Here is a 19,870-nt window from a genome sequence, read left to right as displayed (position 1 = left end):
CAAGGACCGGCAAGGGGCGGTGCCCGGGGGAGTGCCGTTCCCCCGGGCAATATTTTCCGCTCGGACGGGTGCTGCGGGAAGGGCGGACGGGCGGCCTCAACCGTCCAGGACGTTTCAGGTCAGGGCTTCAGGCCAGCGCTTCAGGCCAGCGCTTCAGGTCAGGGCCGTCAACGCCGTCGCACGGATCAGGCCGGCGATCCGATCCTGGTGCTGCGTCAGATAGAAGTGGCCGCCGGTGAACGTCGTCAGCTCGAACGGGCCGCGGGTGTGCTCGGCCCACGCGCGGGCCTCGGCATCGTTCACCTTCACGTCGTCACGGCCGATCAACGCGTGCACGGCACTGGTGATGACCGAGCCGGGCTCGCTGCGGTAACGCTCGATCGCCTGATAGTCGTTGCGGAGCGCCGGCATGATCAGGGCCACCATCTCCGGGTTGTCGAACAGGCTCGTGTCGGTGCCGTCGAGGCTGCGCAGCTCCGCCAGGATCTCCGCGTCGGGCGCCAGATGGACCCGCTCGTTCAGCCGCTGCCGCGACGGTGCCACCCGGCCGGAGGCGTAGAACCGGTCGACCCGGGCACCCCTGTCCTCCAGCCGGCGGATCGTCTCGAACCCGACGGTCGCACCCATGCTGTGGCCGAAGAACGTGAGCGGCTGATCCGCCAGCGGCAGGATCACCTCGGCCAGCCGGTCGGCCAGCTCCGCCACGCTCGGCACCAGGGGCTCACCACGGCGGTCCTGCCGGCCCGGATACTGCACCGACAACACGGTCAGGCCGGGCTCCAGCGCGAGCGCGAGCGACCGGTAAAAGGGCGCCGAACCCCCGGCATGCGGCAGGCAGATGAGCCTGCCGCGGCCCGATCCTTCATCAGTACGCGCATAGCGCCGCAACCACAGCTGCGCGCTCACCGGACAGCCATGATCTCGGTACGCGACTCCTCGAACTGCGCCAGCCCACCGTGCCCGCGGCGCAGCGTACCGACCGCCGTCGCCGTGCTGCCGGCCGCCGCGACGATCGCGCGGATGCCTTCGAGCAGCACCGGGTGCGGGCTGACCTCGATGACCGTCCGGTGACCGGCGACGGCGGCCCGCAGCGCCGGTTCGAACAGCACCGCGCCGCGCAGGTTGTCGAACCAGTACCGCGCGTCGAGGCCGGCGGTGTCGACCAGGTCGGCGGTCGTGGAGGAGTAGAACGGCACGACGCCCGAGCGCGGCGAGATCGACGCCAGGTCGGCGAGGATCGGCTCGCGCAACGGCTCCATCAGCGGCGAATGCGAGGCGTAATCGACCTTGACCTTGCGGGCCATGACGTCGTCGCGGAAACACTGCACCAGCAGCTCATTGAGCGCAGCCACCTCGCCGGAGACGACGACGCTCTGCGGGCCGTTGATCGCGGCCAGGGTCAGCCGCCCCGGCCAGCGCCGCAGATACTCCTGCGCCTTCTCGGCCGACAGCACCAGGGATCCCATGCCGCCGGTGCCGGCGAGCTCGGCCAGCAACCTGCTGCGCTGCGCGATGACCCGGGCGGCGTCGTTCAGGTCGAGGGCGCCGGCGACGTACGCGGCGGCGATCTCGCCCTGGCTGTGCCCGATCACCGCGCTCGGCTCGACGCCGTGGGAACGCCACAGCGCGGTGAGCGATACGTACATCGCGAACAGCACGGGCTGCACGACGTCGACCCGGTCGAGCTCGGGCGCGCCGGGCACACCGCGCAGCACGTCGAGCAGCGACCAGCCGGTGAGCGGATCGAGTGCCGCGGCGGCGCGATCCATCTCGGCGGCGAACTCCGGTGCCGTGTCCAGCAGCTCGCGAGCCATCCCGTCCCACTGCGCACCCTGACCCGGGAACACGAACACCACGCCGTTCTCAGACATTCGCGGTCTCCTCAACCGTTCGCTTGGCGAGTTCTTCGCGCACCGACGGGATGACGTAGCGGCCGAAGTCGATGGCGTCGCCGAGCCAGTCGTAGCCGCGGGCCGCGATGATGTCCACACCCAGATCGATGTAGTCGAGGATCGCCGCGGCCACGGTGTCCGGCGTGCCCACCAGCGCGGTGGTGTCACCGCTGCCTCCGGTGGCGACCGCCGTCGCCGTCCACAGTGCTCGGTCATGGCGTTCACCCTTGCCGGCCAGCGCCAGCAAGCGTTGCGTACCCGCGTTCTCCGCCTTGTGGTCCGGGTCCCGGCGGGCGTAGAGCCGCTCCACGATGTCGTGGGCCTTCTTCCACGCGAGGTCTTCGGTCGCCGCGATGATCGGCCGGAAACCGATCTGGATCCGCGGGGAATCGGTGCGCCCGGCGGCCTTCGCGGCTGCCCGGATCGACGCGATCTGCGCGGCGGTGCCCTCCAGCGACTCGGCCCACAGCGCGTAGATGTCCGCCTCGGCTCCTCCGGCGCTGTACGCGGCCGGCGACGAACCACCGAACGACACCTCGGGGCCGCGTGCGCTGACCGGGACGACGTCGTTCTGGAACCCGGTGAACCGGTAGTGCTCGCCGTCGTGGTCGAACGGCTCCCGCGTCGTCCACGCCCGCTTGACGATGCCCATGTACTCGCGGGTCCGGGCGTACCGCTGGTCCTTGTTCAGATAGTCGCCCTCACGCTGCTGCTCGCTCTGCACGCCGCCGGTGATGAAGTGCACGGTCGCGCGGCCGCCGGAGATCTGGTCCAGGGTCGCGAACATCTTCGCCGCGTACGTCGGGTGGCAGACGTTCGGCCGGTGCGCGACAACCAGCCCGAGGCTGCGGGTGTTCGCCGCGATCAGACCGGCGACCATCGTCGGGTCCGGAGCGCTGGTCCAGTACGGCACCAGCACCCGGTCGTACCCGAAGTCCTCGTGGGCGCGGGCCAGCCGGATCGTGTACTCCGGGTCCATGAGAGCCCCGGAACGGTCCCGGATCTCCGAACCGTCGTTGATCGCACCGGTTCCCAGGAATTCAACGGGCATCGCTGATCGCCTCCTCGCGTACATCAATGGAATAGGTCTTGAGAATGTGTTCCATGTCCTGGCGCACCGCCGCGCTGCTCGGCCCGGCGATCACGAACGTGCCGGTGGTGTGGAAGACCGGGCGGCCGTCGTTGAGGACCTGACCGACCTCGGGCAGATCGGCGTGCAGCACCGAGACGGGCAGCGTTTCCACCCCGTGCACGGCCTGCACACGGCAGGGGTCACTCGTCTGTTCCATGCCGGCCCACAGCGCCCCGGAGGCACCGCCGGGCACCGGTTCGACGTCGCGGTGGGTGGCCGGTCCCGGCAGGGACGACGGCGTGCCGGTGCAGGCCCGGACGGCCTCGTCGGCCAGATCGATGCCGTACGCCGTCCGCACGTGCTGCCGGATGTAGCCGCCACCGAACCGGTTCGCGATCTCCAGGAAGACCAGGTCGTCGTCCGGCGTCGTGAACAACTCCAGGTGGAACGCGCTGTCGCGCAGACCCAGAGCCTTCAGGACCGTGCTCGTGTACGCCGAAAGCCGCGCAACCCGCTCGGGATCGTCCACTGTGACCGAACCGAGCGGCGCGTTGTGATGCTGGGTGCTGTAGCAATCGCCGTAGTAGTCCGAGGCACTGAAGAAGTGCAACTGCCCGTCCCGGACCACGCCGTCGGTGTGCCCGATCGTCCCCCCGATGAACTCCTCGATCTCGTGCGCAGCCCCGATCGGCTCGGTCCGGACATGGTCGAGCAGGTCGTGCCCGCTGTCGAAGACCCGCACCCCGAATCCGGCCGCCTGGCTGCGGGGCTTGAGCACGACCTTCCCCGGGATCCGCGCGACGATCTCGGCGAGGCGGTCGGGTGTCGTTTTCTCGTCCACCGCCCAGAATCTTGGGGTCCGCACCACGCCGCGCAGTGCCTGCTTCATGGCCACCTTGTCGCGGCACAACAGGGCGGTGCGCAGATCCGTTCCGGGTACGCCGAACACGTCCCGCAGCCGGGCCGCGGGCAGTGTCGTGTGCTCGTACACCGCGACTACAGCGTCGGGTGTGCCGAACGTGCCGGCGAATCCGCGTACCGCTGACTCGATCTGGTCGAAAGCCCGGTCGTAGTCGTCCATGTCGATACGGTCGGGGACGTCCAGCACCGCGATCGCGGCGAACTTCGCGCGGACCGGGTCGCTGAGCAGCCCGGCGGCGTAGCGGTCGACGACGAGCGTGACGTTGCAGGCGTCGAAGTCCACCGCGTCGGCGTAGCTCTCGTAGAACCCGACATGCACCACGTGGGGTTTCATCGGACAACCTCCTGGAGGACGGTGAACCACTCGTCGGCCATCGCGCGGACGGTCGTCGCGTCGAACACGTTGGTGTCGTACTTGAAGAAGGCCTTGTAGCCCTCGCCGTCGGGGTAGATCTCGACGGTGAGCCGCCGTTCCCCGGCGTCGGGCAGATCGTCGAACTGCCGCAGGTCGAGCTCGCCGGGCCGGGCCGCCCCGGCGTTGGTCAGCAGGCCGACGCCTTCGAAGTTCTGGAACAGGAAGTTCGTCGTCACGAGCGGTTCGTGGGTGGCATCCAAGGCCTGACCGATCTGCGCGTACGGGTACGCGCCGTGCTCAATTCCTTTCAGGACCCGGTGATGCAGCGCGCGGGTCAACTGCGCGAAGTCCTCCTCGCCGGTGAGCTCGCAGCGGATCGGCAGGCAGTTCGCGAACTGCCCGACGACCGACCGGAACCGCTCGTCGAAACGGGCGGCGGTGGGCAGTCCCACGACGAAGTCACGCTGACCGGTGAGGCGGTGCAGGAACATCGCGTACGCCGTGAACATGACCGTGGAAATGCTCACCCGATGGGTACGGGCGGTGGCGGCGACGGCGCCGGCCAGGTCGGCGGGAATCCTGATCGGCAGGGCGTCGGCGCGGGGTGTCCGCGCCGGGTCGTGGGCCCGGTCGTAGGGCAGAGCGAGCGCCGCCGGCGTGTTCCCCAGCTCCGCGACCCAGTGGGCGCGGTGGCTTTCCCCGTCGGGCCCGGCGAGCATGTCGCGTTCCCATGTCACGTAGTCCTGGTAGGAGACCGCGCTTGTTGTGGCCACGTTGCCGCTACCACTGCTGCCGCGGTCGCGGTCGCGGTACGCCTCGCCTAGCGTGCGGATCAGCACCGTTGTCGAGGTGCCGTCCAGCACGATGTGATGCGCCGTGAGCAGCAGCAGGCGACGCCGGCCGGGCAGCGTGACCAGGTGTGCCCGCAGCAGCGGTCCGGTGCTCAGGTCGAACGGCTGGTTCGCGAGTTCTCGCAGTCGGGCCAGCTGAGCGACCCGCGAGCCGGCGGTGATGTCGACCCGTCCGAACGACGGCCGGCGGGTGGGGTCGATATCCATCACCGGGACGCCGTCGCGTTCGTGCAGGACCGCGCTGAGGACCGGGTGGCGGCGGAACTGCTCCGCGACGGCGCGTTCCAGCGCGTCCTCGTCGAGCTCGCCGTGCACCTCGAACAGGATCGGCAGGTTGTAGATGGTGGTGTCCGGCCAGCGTTGCTGGACCTGCCACATGCCGTGCTGGCCGTGGGACAGCTGCCAGGTCTCACCCGCCGCGGTGGTGCTTCCGCCCAGCTGGGCGCTCAACTCGTCGATGGAGCCGGCGTCGAACAGCATCGCCGGGGTCACGTTCGTGCCGAGCTCGGTGCGCAGGGCATTCGCGAGCTGCAGGACGAGGATCGAGTCCAGTCCGTAGTCGGTGAGCGGCGCCGCGGTGTCGATTCGCCCGGCCGGGATGTCGAGGACAGCGGCGGCCCGGTCCCGGATAACGTTCGTGATCGGCGCGGTAGTCGCTGGAGCCGCTAGCGCTACTAGGGCCGCTGGGGCAGCCGGAGCCGCTAGCGCTGTTAGCGCTGCTGGGACTGCCGGAGCCGCTAGCGCTGCTAGAGCCGCTGGGGCCGTGGGAACGGCTAGCGTCGCTAGGGTCGCTGGAGTCGGCGGGGCAGGCTCGCTAGCCGCGGCCGTGGCGGTGACCGCGCGCAGGATCTGCTGGCCGAGTTCTCCCGCCCGCGGCAGCTCGGACACCACCGTCGGGAAGCCCTCGCTCTTCAGGACCTCACGCCAGCTGTCCAGGGTGAGCGCGGGTGATCCGGGGATGCGCAGCGCCTTGTCGTCGAACAGCCACCACCCGTCGAGCAGCCCGAACGTCAGATGGCTGAACAGGTCGAACTTCGACAGCTCGTTGAGCAGCAGCGAACCCCCGTCGCGCAGGGCCGTCCGGCTGTGCCGCACGGTCCGCCGGATGTCGCGGGTGGCGTGCAGCACGTTGGCGGCGATGACCAGGTCGAAGTCGCCGTCCGCGAAGCCCTGCCCGGCGATCGGCTGCTCGACGTCGAGCCGGCGGGTCTCCAGGTAGGGCACCGAGGGCCCGAACCGCGCCCGGGCCCGGTTGAGGAAAGCCTTCGACAGGTCGGTGAAGACGTACGTGTCGATATTCTTCTCGTACGCCCGCAGCGCCTCGAACATCGCCGTACTCGTCCCGCCCGTGCCCGCGCCGATCTCGAGGATCCGGAGCCGGACCTGCGGGTCCCGCTCGACATGCCCGGCGACCAGGGCGGTGGCGGCCCGGGTCATCGCCCGGTTGAACAGATCGGCGGCGTCGTTGTCGCGATAGCAGCCCTCCACCAGCCCCATGTCCCCGCCGGGGAACAGCACGTCGGTCGGCCGGATCCGGCCGGTCAGCACGTCCGGCAGAGCCCGCAGCGCGGCGGTCACCAGCCGTACCTCGGCGGCCTTGTCGGGTTCGGCGGACCAGGTGACACAGCGGCGGTCCCACTCCGCGAGCGCGGTGTGCGCGGGCTGGGGCCGGCCGGCGGGCAGGAGCCGTTCGGCGTGCCGCATCCATTCGGCGTACTGCGGCGCGATCGTGGAGCGGTCCGGGATCGTGGCGAGCTGAGCCGCCAGAACGGTGGCCAGCATCGGGTCGCGTTCCTCGTTGCGCCAGTGCCGCACCCGCTCGATCAGGTCCGCGTCCTCATCGCGGGGCTCACCGGCTGCGGCGCGGTCGAGGTTGGGCAGGGTGTTGCGCTCATTGATCTTGATGTACGCCAGCTGCGGCTGAACGCCGTCCAGCAGCACATCCAGCGCCGCGATGCCGTCGGCGGCCTCGATCGACTCCAGGCCGGCCCGGCTCATCCGCTCGCGGTAGAACGCCGACGTGACACTGCCGACGTTGCCCCACCACCCCCAGTTCATCACCCTTACCGGAAGGTCGCGGTGCTGTGCGTACGCATGGGCGTACGCGTCGAGGAACGTACTCCCGGCGGCGTAGTTGCCCTGCCCGGCCGCAGTGGTGAACGACTGCATCGAGGAGAACAGCAGGAAGAAGTCGAGCGGTTCGCCCTCGACCGCCTCGGCCAGCGCGACCGTCGCGTCGACCTTTGCGGCGAGCGCGGCCCGCAGATCGTCCTCGGTCATCGCGGCAAAACCGCTGTCCCGCAACACCAGCGCGGCCTGCACCACGCCGTGAATGCTCGGGTGATCACGCTTGACGACATCGATGGCGCGGCGCAACGCGACCGGGTCACCGGCGTCCGCCTGCACGTACCGGACCGTGCCGGGCCCGTCGATCGATCGCAGCTTGGCGTCGATGTCCGCGTCCTGCGGCCGGCGGCCGATCCAGACGACGTGAGCGCCGAGCGCGGCCACATGCCGGGTCCATGCGGTGCCCAGCCCACCCGCACCCCCGACCACCACGTAGACGCCGTCCGCGCGGTAGATCGACCGGCCGGGCGCGTTGAACGGCGTCCACCGGCGCGCGAGCCAGCTTCCGGCGCGATGCACCCACGCGTCGTCGGGCGACGCGGCCGGCAGAGCGGTGAGATCCGCGGGCCAGCCGGCGTTCTCGACGTCGGTCCGCCGCACCATCCAATGCGGATACTCGCGCTGCAGCGACCCGAACAGCCCGTGCAGCCCGGCGTGGGCCGGCTCGACCCGGTCACCGGCATGCGTTGCCAATGCCCGCGTGGTGACGAGCGTGATACCCAGTGGCCGTTCCTGGCAACCGGTCGCCAGCAACGCCTTGATCATGCGATGGGCGGCGATGACACCCTCCTCCTGCGCGGCGATGTACCCCGCCGCGTCAGCCGGTTTGAGCTCAATGGCCGGCGCGATCCAGACGAGATGATCGACCGGCCCACGGGTACGCAACGCCGCGTCGACGTCGGCCGCCGCGGCAGTAGCGGGCAGCGGCCAGATGTCCACGTGCGCGCCGGTGGCGGACAGCGTCGCCCACTGCACCGGGGTGCCACCCGCCACCAGCACCCGGTCACCGGCGCGAGGCGTGCTCGCCGCGGTGGCCGCAATCGGCTCCCACCGCGGCGCGTACATGGCAGATGTAGCGGTCGCTGTCACGGTCGGCTCCCACTGCGGCGCGTACGTGCCCGATGTGGCAGCCGCTGTCACAGGTGGCAGTGCCGTTCGGCGGGCCGTATATCCCTTCATCCGCACGCACACCGCCCCGGACGCGTCGACCAGGTCGATGTCGAGCGCGGGAAGCGTGCCCGCCTGCCCACCACGTACGACCGCCCACATGACGTCACCGCAGCGGGCATACACCTCGTAGCTGCTCAGCGCGAATGGCACCGCGGTGTCCTGCAGTCGCCGTTCACCACCCGCCAGATGAGTGGCGACCGAGGCCTGAATGGCGGCGTCCAGCAGGGCCGGTGCGGGCATCCCGCGCTCGGCTCCGGCGGGCAGCCGCAGCTCCGCGAGCACCAGGCCGGGACCGACGCGGGCGTCGCGGATCGCGCGCAGAGCAGGCCCGTGGTCGATACCCGCCGCGGTCAGGGCCGCGTGGATGCGCTCCTCCGGAACACTGTCGCGGCAGGAGGCGCGCAGTGCGGCAAGGTCGACCGGGACCGGCCGCGACGACCGGGCGAGCGTGATGTCTCCCTGGGAGAAGACCGTGTCGCCGGCCGCGATCGTGAACCGGTAACCGTCCGTGCCATCCGTGCTCAACGCGATCTGGGCAGTGACCGGTTCCGTCGTGACGGTGAGTGGCCGCGCCCAGGTGACGTCACGGAACCCCATAACCGTCGCGCCGGTGATCCGTGCCGCCGCCCTGCGTACCAGTTCCAGGTGCGCGACACCGGGCAGGACACCGCGGCCCTGCACCGTGTGCTCGCGAATGAGCTGGTCACCGGGGCTGAGGACAACCTCGGTCGCCAGCCCTCCAGTCGTCGGCTCGCCGGTTGCCGGCCTCCCGGTGCGGGGCCAGTAACGCTCCCCGGCGAACGGGTACGTCGGCAGCGGGACCCGGCGGGCCGCGCCGGTGATGACCGGCGGTGCGCCACCCTCCAGGAACGTGCGCACCCCGTCGTTCGTACGAGCGGAAGAGCTCCCGTCGAGGACCGCGACCAGCTCCGTCAGATCGTCGGCGACACAGGCGAAGCGGTGCGTGAAGTGCCGCCGGCCCGCCGCGAGGGAGAACGCCACGTCGCCCAGCGCGACGTCCGAGCCGGCCGAACGCAGGTGGGCCGCCAGACGCTGCTTCTGCTGGTCGAGCTGCTCCGGGGTCTTCGCCGACAGGACGACGACCTGCTCACCCTGCGGCGCCGGGCCGCGTCGCACGGCCGGGGGTGCCTCCTCGATGACGAGGTGGGCGTTGGTGCCGCTCGCCCCGAACGAGCTGACCGCCGCGGTGCGTGGCACACCGTCCGCGACGTCCCAGCTCTGCAGGCTGGTCGGGACGCGGAACGGGCTGCCGGTCAGCTCGATCGCCGGGTTCGCGGTCGCGAAGCTGGTCAGGGCGGGGATCTGCCGGTGCCTGAGCGCCAGCAGCACCTTGAGCACCCCGGCCACCCCGGCGGCGAACTGGGTGTGCCCGATGTTCGCCTTGAGCGACCCGAGGGCGCAGAACTCCTGCCGGTCGGTGTGCGCCCGGAACGCCCGGGTCAACGCACCGAACTCGATGGGGTCGCCGAGCCCGGTTCCCGTACCGTGCGCCTCCACGAACTGGATGTTGTCAACGTTGACGGCGAAGTCCTCGTACACGTCACGCAGCAGCCGCTCCTGGGAGAGCGAACTGGGCGCCGTGATGCCGTTGGTGGCGCCGTCCTGGTTCGTCCCGATGGCCCTGATCACGCCGTGGATGTGGTCGCCGTCGGCCAGCGCGTCCTCGAGCCGTTTGAGGACCACCATCCCGACGCCCTCACCGGGCACGAACCCGTCGGCACGCTCGTCGAAGGAGTGGCAGACGCCGGTGGGGGAGAGCATCCCGGCGCGGTCGGCCTGGCGGTAGAGCCGCGGCGTCGACTGCAGGAACACACCACCGGCCAGCGCCCTCGACGTACGGCCGAGCCAGAGGTCCTTGCAGGCGAGGTCGATGGCCACCAGGGAGCTGGAGCACGACGTGTCCACGGCGATGGCCGGGCCTTCGAGGTCCAGGAAGTAGGACACCCGGCTGGGGATGACCGAGCTCATGTTGCCCCACAACGTCTGCGCGGGAGCGTCGTCGCCGAGCAGCGAGTGGTAGTCGCCCGCCCAGCCGCCGAGGTAGACACCGCAGCGGCGGTCGGCTGCCGGGCCTGCGTACCCGGCGTCCTCCAGGGCCTTCCACGCCTCCTCCAGCACGAGCCGCTGCTGGGGGTCCATCACCGCGGCCTCGGTGCCGGAGACGGTGAAGAACATCGCGTCGAACTCGTCGATGCGGTCGAGGAAGCCGCCTCTGGTGCAGTCGCTGACACCGGTGAGGTCCCAGCGATCCGCCTCGGTGATCAGATCATCGCCGGCCGCGAGGTGCTGCCACAGCTCGTCCAGATCGTCCGAACCGGCATACCGGCCACTCATCCCGATGATGGCGATCGGCCCGCGTGCCGTTCCGGTCGCTGCTACCGGCCCTGCCGCTGCTACCGGTCCTGCCGCCGCTACCGATGTGTCAGCGACTGCCGGGGTTGCCGGCGCCACCGGTGGGGTCATGGTGTCGCGGTACTCGGTGCGGAGGTGCTGGGCGAGGCGGTCGGCGGTGCTGAAATCGAAGATCACGTTGGTGGACAGGCGCAGGGACAGGGCCTCGTTGAGCTGGCTGACCACACGGATCGCCAGGATCGAGTCGAGCCCGTAGTCGGCGAAGGCGACATCACCGCGTACCTCGGACTCGTCAAGGGCCAGAGCGACCGCGACCTTCTGCCGTACCAGGCCAGAGATGTAGTGATCCCAGTCCGGCGTGGCCGCGGGCGCGGCAGGGGGCGGAGCGGCCACCTCGGTCGCGGTCAGATCCCCGATCCAGAACCGGTCCTTGGCGAACGGGTACGTCGGCAGCGACACCGGCCGCGTGGTCCCGGAGCCGAGCAGGGACCAATCCACCGCGGTACCGGAAACCCACAGGGCCGCGAGCTTGCCGAGGCTGCCCGCTTCGATCCAGCGGCGCACCAACTCGTTCTGCAGGTCGCTGTCACCGTCGAGCTCAGCGAGGGCGAGGGCGGTGCCCCGATGGCCCCTGCCCGTACGCAGAGCAGCACGTAGTTCTGCGGTTGAGGAGACCAGAACGGCGTACCTCTCGGTCATCGCCTCCCGCCCGGTCTGCAGGGTGTGGGCCAGCGCGGCCAGGTCGGTGCCGGGATGCCGGTCGAGGAACTCGCCGAGCCGGTCGACGGAGCGGTCCAGCTGTTCACCGGTGCGCGCGGAGAGGACGACGATGTGTTCGTCCGTGGCGCGTCCCGCGTTCGGCGCAGGGGGCATGACGTATTCCTCCACGATGATGTGTGCGTTCGATCCACCGGCGCCGAACGACGACACCGCGGCGACGCGGGGCTGTGCGGACTCCCACGCGGTCAGCTCACGCTGGAGCCGGAACGGGGTGCGCTCGAAGCTGATGTTGGGGTTGACGCTGCCGGCGTGCAGGGACGGCACGAGCTGCCTGTGCCGCAGTTGCAGCACCGCCTTGGTCAGGCCGGCGATACCCGCGGCCGCCTCCAGGTGCCCGATGCCGGACTTCACCGAGCCGATCGCGCAGTACTGCCGTTCGGTGCTGTCCTGGTCGTACGCGGTGCTCAGACCGGTGATCTCGATCGGATCGCCCAGCTCGGTGCCGGTGCCATGAGCCTCGACATAGCCGACCCGGTCCGCGGGGATCCCGGCCTTGTCGAGGGTGGCGCGGATCAGAGCGGCCTGCGCAACCGGGCTTGGCACGGTGTAGCCACTGGTACGCCCACCGTGGTTGATGCCCGATCCCCGGATCACGGCGAGCACCCGGTCCCCGTCCGCGACCGCCCGGCTCAGCGGCTTGAGCAGCACACAGCCGACACCCTCACCGGGCACGAACCCGTGTCCACCGGCACCGAACGAACGGTTCCGCGCGTCGGGCGACAGCATCCCCGAACGGCACAGCTCCACATAGTCCAGTGGATGCGTGTACAGGTTGACGCCACCGGCAACGGCCACCTCGCAGTCACCGCGCCGCAGATGCTCGCAGGCCTCGTGGATCGCGGTCAGCGACGCCGAGCACATGGTGTCGACGGTCAAACTCGGCCCGGTCAGATTCAGCAGGTACGACACTCGCGCACTCAACGACGCGAACGACAACCCGGGCACCACGAGCTCCCCCGAGGCGAGCCGCCCGGCCGGATACCGTGCGTGCCCGACCTTGGTGACCCCGGCGAACACCCCGACCCCGCCCCGGTGCTGCTCGTTGAGGCGAGCCCGGGTGTAGCCGGCGTCCTCAAGCACCTCCCAGCCCGCCTGAACGAACAGCCGTTCCTGCGGATCCATGGCGTACGCATCCCGCGGCGCGATCCCGAAGAACCGCGGGTCGAACGCGGTCGCATCCTCGAGGAACCCGCCCCACTTGCTGTAACTACGGCCGCTGGCAACGGCGCGGTCCCGATCCGGCTCGAAGAACCCGTCCAGCGCCCAGCGATCCGCCGGCACCTCACGGACACTGTCCCGCCCGGCCTTCAGGTTCTCCCAGAACTCGTCGAGATCCGCCGCCCCGGGATACCGGCCACTCATCCCGATGATCGCAATCGGCTCGTCGCCCGGCACGGGGCCCGCGGCCCTCGGCCTTTGCGCCGCGGGTGCGACCGCCTGTTGCCCGCGCAGGATGGGTGCGGCTTGTGCCTGGCCGCGCAGGGTGGCTGCCACCGCTCGCAAGGTCGGCTGTTCGTAGAAGACTGTCCGGGAGAAGCCGGGCGCGATCTCGGACAGTCGCCGGTTGAGCTGAATGATCATCACTGATTCCAGACCCAGATCGATCAGCGGCCGATCGGCATCCACGGCCAGCCCGGTGACCTCGGCAAACAGCTCGACAACCGCGTCAACATCCACGGCCGGACCGTCCGCGGCGACCTGCCCGACCTGCCCGGCGTGCCCGGCGTGATTGGCCTGCCTGACTTGATCGGCTTGCCCGATCGGATTGACCTGATTGACCGGCTCGAGCGACGCAGTCGGCGTTGACTCCGGCGTTGTCGGCAGCCGTTGCGGGTCGCCGTGGTGGACCCAGACCTGGTCGGCGCCGAGCTGCCACGCGGCGGTGAGTGCGGTCAGGCCGTCCGGGGTAGGCATCGGGGCCAGTCCCCGGTCACGCCACAGGTAGTCGCGGGTGCTCGCACTCACCCGCATCCCGCCGTCCTGCCACAACGGCCAGGCGATCGCCGTCGTACGCCCATGGCGCCGGCCCAGCGAAACCTGGGTGTTGCGCTGCTCGGCGTACGCGTGAAGGAAAGCGTTGGCGACCGCATAGTCGGCCTGACCGGGGTTTCCGGTGAGGGCGACGCCCGATGAGAACGCGAGAACGAACTCGAGCGGATGGTCCGCGGTGGCCCGGTCGAGATGCACCAGACCGTCCACCTTCGGCGCCAGGACCTCGTCCCACTGCTCGGCCGTCTTGCCGGTGAGCAGGGCGTCGCGGGTCTGGCCGGCGGCATGCACGATGCCGGTGACCTGCCCGGACTGCGCGACCAGATGCCGCACTTCTTCCCACCGTGAGACGTCCGCCCGCACGTACCGGGCTACCAGTCCGGCATGCTCCAGCTCGCTGAGCAGCGCCGTGATGCGTGCGTCCCGCGGCGACCGGCCGCTGAGGACCACGGTCGCGTCACGGGTGTCCGCGGCGATCCGGCGGGCAACGTGCGCCCCGATCCCACCGGCGCCCCCGGTGATCACGTACGTGCCACCGTCGCGCCAAGGTGTCGCGGTCCTGTCCGGCGCCGGGGTGACGGAGGTCCAGACCGGCACGGTCCGTACGCCGTCGCGGTAGACCACCAGATCGGCGGCGCCCCCGGAGTTCTCCGCGGCAACCGCGGCGACGTCCTGGCCCTCGATGACGATGACCTGACCGGTCATGCCGGGCAGTTCCCGGGTCAGCGTCCGGGTCAGCCCCGCGAGGGCGAGCGCTGCAGTTCCATCGGCTTGCCCGGCTCTATCGGCTCCCTCGGATTTCTCGGCGATGATCTGCACCAGGGTTCGCCCGGCCGGTTCGCCGAGCTCCTGCACGATCCGCGCGACCTGCCAGGAGATGTCGCGCAGGCGGCTCTCCGGGCGGCCCTTGTCCGTCCGGACGCGGAAACACTCGGCCCCGGGCACCACCCCGTCGACCCCGAAGAGAATCACGACATGCCGGTCGTAGCTACCAGCAGTCCCTGCCGCAGCGGGCTCCCACAGCGCGGTCAAGAGCGACGTCCTGCCCGTGCCTGCCGCAGGCCGCTGATCGCGACTGGCGGCCGCGGGCTGTGGATGACTGTCGGCCGTGCCGGGTCGCTGATCACGGCCGGTGCCGGGGATCCAGAAACGGTCGCCGGCGAACGGGTAGGCGGGCAGGTGCACCCGGTTCGGCGTCCGCGCGCCGTACAGCGACCTCCAATCGACCAGCCCGCCGCCGAGCCACCGCTGCAGCACCGATCCCAGATCGCCGCCCGCGGTCGCCGCCGGTGCGGGATTGCCACCGTCGATGAAGGCCCGCAGCGCCGAGACAAGTTCCTCGTGCGACGCGACGACCCAACCGGCCCGTTCGCGCATCGCCTGCCGCCCCGCCTGCAACGTCCAGGCGATCGAATCAAGTGACGGCCGCGCGCCCTGCAAATGAGCGAGCAGGTCACGGGCCCGTTGCACGAGCTGTCCCGGCGTACGCGCCGACAGCGGCACCACAACACCGGTGACGTTCCGCTGCTCCTGCGCCACGCGGTGGTACTCCTCGACGACCACGTGGGCGTTCACCCCGCCGAAGCCGAAGCTGCTGACCCCGGCACGGCGCGGCGCTCCATCGCGAGGCGCGGGCCACGGCTGGGCGTCCCGCACCACATGGAACGGGCCACCTGCCAGCTCGATGTAAGGGTTGATCCGGTCGAGTCCGACGGTGCCGGGCAGAACCCGGTGCTCAAGCGCGAGCAGCACCTTCACGAGCCCGGCGATGCCCGCCGCTGCCTCGAGGTGCCCGATGCCGGCCTTCACCGAGCCGAGCGCGCAGGCACCGTCGTCGGCGTGGCCGAGACCGCGGAACGCCTTGCGCAGGCCGCGGATCTCCACCGGGTCGCCGAGGGCGGTGCCGGTGCCGTGCGTCTCGATGTAGCCGATGGTCGCGGGGTCGAGGTCGCCGATGGCCGCGCTCACCAGCTCGGCCTGCGCGTCGGCGTTCGGCGCGGTCAGCGAGTTCGCCCGGCCGCCGTGGTTCTGCGCGGTACCCCGGATCACGCCCATGATGGCGTCACCGTCGCGCTCGGCGTCGGCGAGCGGTTTGAGGACCACGGCGGCGACGCCTTCACCGCGGACGTACCCGTCGGCCCGTGCGTCGAAGGTCTTGCACCGCCCGTCCGGGCTGAGCATCCCGGCAAGCTGCGCACTGACGAACCCGTCCGCGCCGAGCAGCACGTTGACCCCACCGGCGACCGCCATGGCGCACGCCCCGGAACGGATCGCCTCGACCGCCCGGTGGACCGCCACCAGCGAACTGGAGCAGGCGGTGTCGATCGGCTCGCTCGGCCCGCGTACATCGAGCAGATAGGAGACCCGGTTGGCCAGGATCGAGTGCGTGTTACCCACGGTGGTGAACGCATCAGGAGTCACGCCGTACGCGGTGAGCAGCCCGCTGTACTCGTTGGCCGAGACACCGATGAAGACCCCCGTGTCCGACGGCAGCTCGTCCGGCTGATGTGCGCTGTGCTCCAGCGCGTTCCACACCGTCTCCAGCACGAGCCGGTGCTGCGGGTCCATCCGCTCGGCCTCCCGCGGCAGAATGCCGAAGAACGCGGCATCAAAAGCGTCGATGTCATCGAGCACCCCCATGCGGTGCGGGAAGTCGGCACCCTCGATGCTGCGGCGATAGTCACCCTCGTAGCGGTGCAGGGGGAACTCGGTGACGTGGTCCGCCCCGGCCGTCAGATTCGCCCAGAACTCATCGAGCGTGCGCGCACCGGGAAACCGCCCCGCAGCCCCGATCACAGCAACAGGCATCCCGCCGCCGGGCGCCGTTGTCCCCGATGTAACTGCTACAGCCGGAACGGCGGCAGCGGCCGTGGCGATCGGCGTTACGGCCGTGGGCATCGCAGGCGCGGCGGTGGGACGCACATCGCGCACGCCGTGCTCTGTCGCCAGGTGATCGCCCAGGGCGTCGATCGTGTTGAGGTCGAAGAACACCGCCGGGCTGAGCTCGGGCCCGAACCGTTCCTTGATCCGCTGCGTGAACGTGACCAGCGACATCGAGTCGAACCCGAACGCGTCAAACCCGGTCCCGGTATCCAGCTCATGCGCCTCGAACCCGAGGATGTCCGCCGCGATCGCCTGCAGCTCTCCAATAAGAGCCACAGCCGGCTCCTCAGCCCGCGGTGCCGCAAGGAAGGCCGAGCCCGCCGGCACAACCTGCGGTGTCGCAACGAAGGTCGGAGCTTGCGGCGCAGATTGAGGTGCCGCACCGAAGGTCTGAGCCGGTTGATGTGCCGCGACGACGACCGGGGCCGGTCGCGCTGACTGTGGTGCCGCGATGTAGGTCGGGGCGATTCGCTGAGGCTGTGGTGCCGTGGCAGGGGAGACGAACGGAACGCCCGCGGTGTCACCGATGCCGGACCGCGAGCCGCTGATTTCGGCACCGGATCGCACGTCGCTGAGTTCGGCGACAACGTCACCGCCGTCGGAGAGCAGCAGGACGTCACCGGCCGACGTGAACACGATCGCGCTGACCGGCGCGGTAACCCCGAGCCGCACCGACCCCGCACCGGAAAGCCCGGCCCGCGCCCAGTCCACCACCCCGGCACGTTTCGCCTGCCACCGCAGCCCCTGGTCGACGGTGGTGAGCACAGCGGGATCAAGGGTGACGTTGCGCCGTACATGGTCCTGGCGCAGCCGTGGAGCCCGCAGCCGCAGCACCGTCTGCCCGTCCACGGTCCGCTCGACCCCGTCGACAGCACTGTAGGCGTCCCGGTACTGCAGACCTCCCTCAGCGAGCGAGGCCAGGAACCCCTGCTGATCAAGGACGCGCTCGGTGCGCCCTACCTCAACGCGGCGCGTCTCGGCCGCGTCGCCCGTCCCGGCGCTGAAAGAGACCACAACGGCACCGTCATGAGTACGGACAGAGCCGCGCCCGCCGTCGAAGACGATGTCCAGCCGCGAGGTCGTGGCCCAGTCGATCGGCTGGAACAGCAGCAGGTCGTGCACCGCCGGGCTGTCGGAGTGCCCGCTCAGCCGGGTGAGAGCGAGCGCGAGGTCCACGGCGTACGTGCTGATGATCTCCGGTGTGTCCTGTAGCCGGTAGCTGTAGTCACGCAGGTCGGTGAGGTCGACGTCCAGTTCCCAGCGCAGCCCCCGTACATCGGAGGCGTTACGGGTGATGAACGGATGCAGCCGTTCGCGCAGTGCTAGCGGTGCTAGCACCGACGGCGCTCCGGGCGTACTTTCGATCCAGCATTTGATCTTGTCGAACGGGTACGCCGGCAGCGACACCCGCCGTGCCACCGGCAGCTGCGTCCAGTCGACGCTACGCCCCGCCACCCACGCCTGAGGGTGCTCGCCAAGGACGGCATCCCGGGCGCCGGCCAGATACCGGTCGATCGCCGCCAGCGCGGCCGCCTTGTCCGTGGCGGTGAATGCCCATCGATGCGGCAGAGCATTCTTGCCAACCCGCAACGTGTACGCGATGTCGGGCAGCTCCGCGTCGTCCGCCCGTTCCAGGTACGCACGGAACGTCGTCAGGTACCGCGCGAGTGCCGCCTCGTGCATGGCGGAGAAGACGAACAGCTGGTCACCGGCCGGCCCATTGGCAGCAGGCCGGGTCGTGCGGTGTTCCTCGAGGATGATGTGCGAGTTCATGCCGCCCGCACCGATGGAGGTGACGCCGGCGCGCCGGGGCAGCGTGACCGTGACGCCGTCCTGCGTGATGACGATCGGGTTCCAGGGGGCGAGTTCCTGCTGCACCCGGAACGGGGTCTCCCCGAAGTCGATGTCGGGGTTGAGCTCGGTGCTGTGCAGCGACGGCGCGAGCATGCCGTGACGCAGCTGGAGCAGCACCTTGGTGATGCCGATCATCCCGGCGGCGGCCAGCAGGTGGCCCATGTTGGCCTTGACCGAGCCGAGGGCACAGAACCCGCTGTCCGCGGTGTGCTTGCGGTACGCGCTGGTGAGCGCACTGACCTCGATCGGGTCGCCCAGTGCCGTCCCGGATCCGTGGCCCTCGACGTAGTTCACGGTGCGCGCGTCGATGCCGGCGTCGTCGAAGGCCTTCTCGACCGCGCGGGCCTGCATGGCCGGGCTCGGCACGGTGAAACCGTTACGGATGCCCGCGTTGGACAGGGCCGTCCCCTTGATGACGGCGTAGATGTGGTCGCCGTCGCGCTCGGCCTCGGCGAGCGGCTTGAGGACCATCGCGCCGACACCCTCGCCGAGGATGGTGCCGTCGACGCCCTGACCGAAGCTGCGGATGACGTCCGACGTGCCGGTGGTGAAGTACTCCTGCGACGAGGCGATCAGGTTGTACGGGTGCAGCATCAGGTTGACGCCACCCGCGACGACCATGCGGCACTCGCCGGAGCGCAGCATCTGTACGGCCTGGTGGATACACGTTGACGACGCCGAGCACATCGTGTCCATGAAGATTGACGGCCCGGTCAACCCGTAGAAGTACGACAGCATGTTCGGGATCGTCGCGGTGTAGCTCCCGCTCTCCTCGGAGCCGCGGGTCAGGCTGTTCTCGAAGCCGTAGAGGTTGTAGTGGTTGCTCATCGTGCCGACGAGCACGCCGACGTCGCCGTCGTACTGGAGCTGGATCGTCTCCTTCGAGTAGCCCGAGTCCTCCAGGGCCTCGACCCCGGCCTGCAGGAACAGCCGCACCTCGGGGGACATCCGGTCGGCGTCACGCTTGGAGATCCGGAAGTACCGCGGGTCGAACTTGTCGATGTCGGTCAGGAACGTCCCGGTACGGATGACGCTCTTGCCCAGCACCGCCCGGTCGTTGTCGTAGATCTGCTCGTGACTCCACCGCTCATCGGGAATCTCCTCGAACATGTGCCGCCCATCGGCGATCACCTCCCAAAGCTCGTCGAGGGTGCTCGCGCCCGGATAACGCCCGGAGACCCCGATGATGGCGATGTCCCGATCCCGCCCGGCCGGCTCAGCGCCAGCAGCGGGAGCGGTGGCAGCGACGGCAGCGGTGGTAGCGGTGGTAGCAAGGGGAGCTGTGACAGCGACAGGAGCGGCGACAGCGGCGGGTTCGGCGACAGCGGCGGGTGCGGCGGCGGTGAACAGGGCCGTGAGCTGGTCGTGCCGGGTCCGGACGAGGTATTGCGCGACGGACGAGATGTTCAGGTGCTCGAAGAAGATCGTCTTGGACAGCGACCCGACGATCTTCTCCAGCCGCCGGGTGGTCTCCATGATGCTCAGCGAGTCGATGCCGTATTCGATGAGGTTGACGCCGGATTCGACCGTGCCGGGTGCGTGGTGCAGCACCTCGGTGAGCACATCCTTGAGCATGTCCTCGGTGCGCTGCTGCAGCGACCCG

The 19,870-nt window shown here is 70.0% G+C and carries 5 protein-coding genes; all 5 read right to left on the bottom strand.

The genetic code is table 11. The features are described 5' to 3' along the window. Positions 1-153: 153 nt before the first annotated feature. Genes Ahu01nite_RS33110 through Ahu01nite_RS33090 form a run of 5 tightly spaced genes read right to left on the bottom strand, consistent with a single transcriptional unit; the run spans position 154 to position 19,842 of the window. Complete coding sequence (locus Ahu01nite_RS33110; protein ID WP_203840642.1) at positions 154-906, bottom strand: thioesterase II family protein; 753 nt, start codon at positions 904-906, stop codon at positions 154-156. Next, positions 903-1,871, bottom strand: a complete 969-nt coding sequence (locus tag Ahu01nite_RS33105) for an acyltransferase domain-containing protein (RefSeq protein ID WP_203840641.1) — start codon at positions 1,869-1,871, stop codon at positions 903-905. The genes Ahu01nite_RS33110 and Ahu01nite_RS33105 overlap by 4 nt, the downstream gene beginning before the upstream one ends. Further along, positions 1,864-2,943, bottom strand: coding sequence for an LLM class flavin-dependent oxidoreductase (locus tag Ahu01nite_RS33100; RefSeq protein ID WP_203840640.1), 1,080 nt, complete (start codon positions 2,941-2,943; stop codon positions 1,864-1,866). The genes Ahu01nite_RS33105 and Ahu01nite_RS33100 overlap by 8 nt, the downstream gene beginning before the upstream one ends. Further along, the gene (locus Ahu01nite_RS33095; protein ID WP_203840639.1) at positions 2,933-4,219 is read right to left on the bottom strand and encodes an ATP-grasp domain-containing protein; all 1,287 of its coding nucleotides are present in this window, start codon (positions 4,217-4,219) and stop codon (positions 2,933-2,935) included. Before Ahu01nite_RS33095 ends, Ahu01nite_RS33100 begins: the two co-directional genes overlap by 11 nt. Next, the gene (locus Ahu01nite_RS33090) at positions 4,216-19,842 is read right to left on the bottom strand and encodes an SDR family NAD(P)-dependent oxidoreductase (RefSeq protein ID WP_203840638.1); all 15,627 of its coding nucleotides are present in this window, start codon (positions 19,840-19,842) and stop codon (positions 4,216-4,218) included. The genes Ahu01nite_RS33095 and Ahu01nite_RS33090 overlap by 4 nt, the downstream gene beginning before the upstream one ends. Positions 19,843-19,870 lie beyond the last annotated feature (28 nt).

Source organism: Winogradskya humida, from assembly GCF_016862215.1.
Classification (GTDB): domain Bacteria; phylum Actinomycetota; class Actinomycetes; order Mycobacteriales; family Micromonosporaceae; genus Actinoplanes; species Actinoplanes humidus.
The sequence above is the reverse complement of the archived record's forward strand: the minus strand, read 5'-3'. Positions and strand labels throughout refer to the sequence as shown.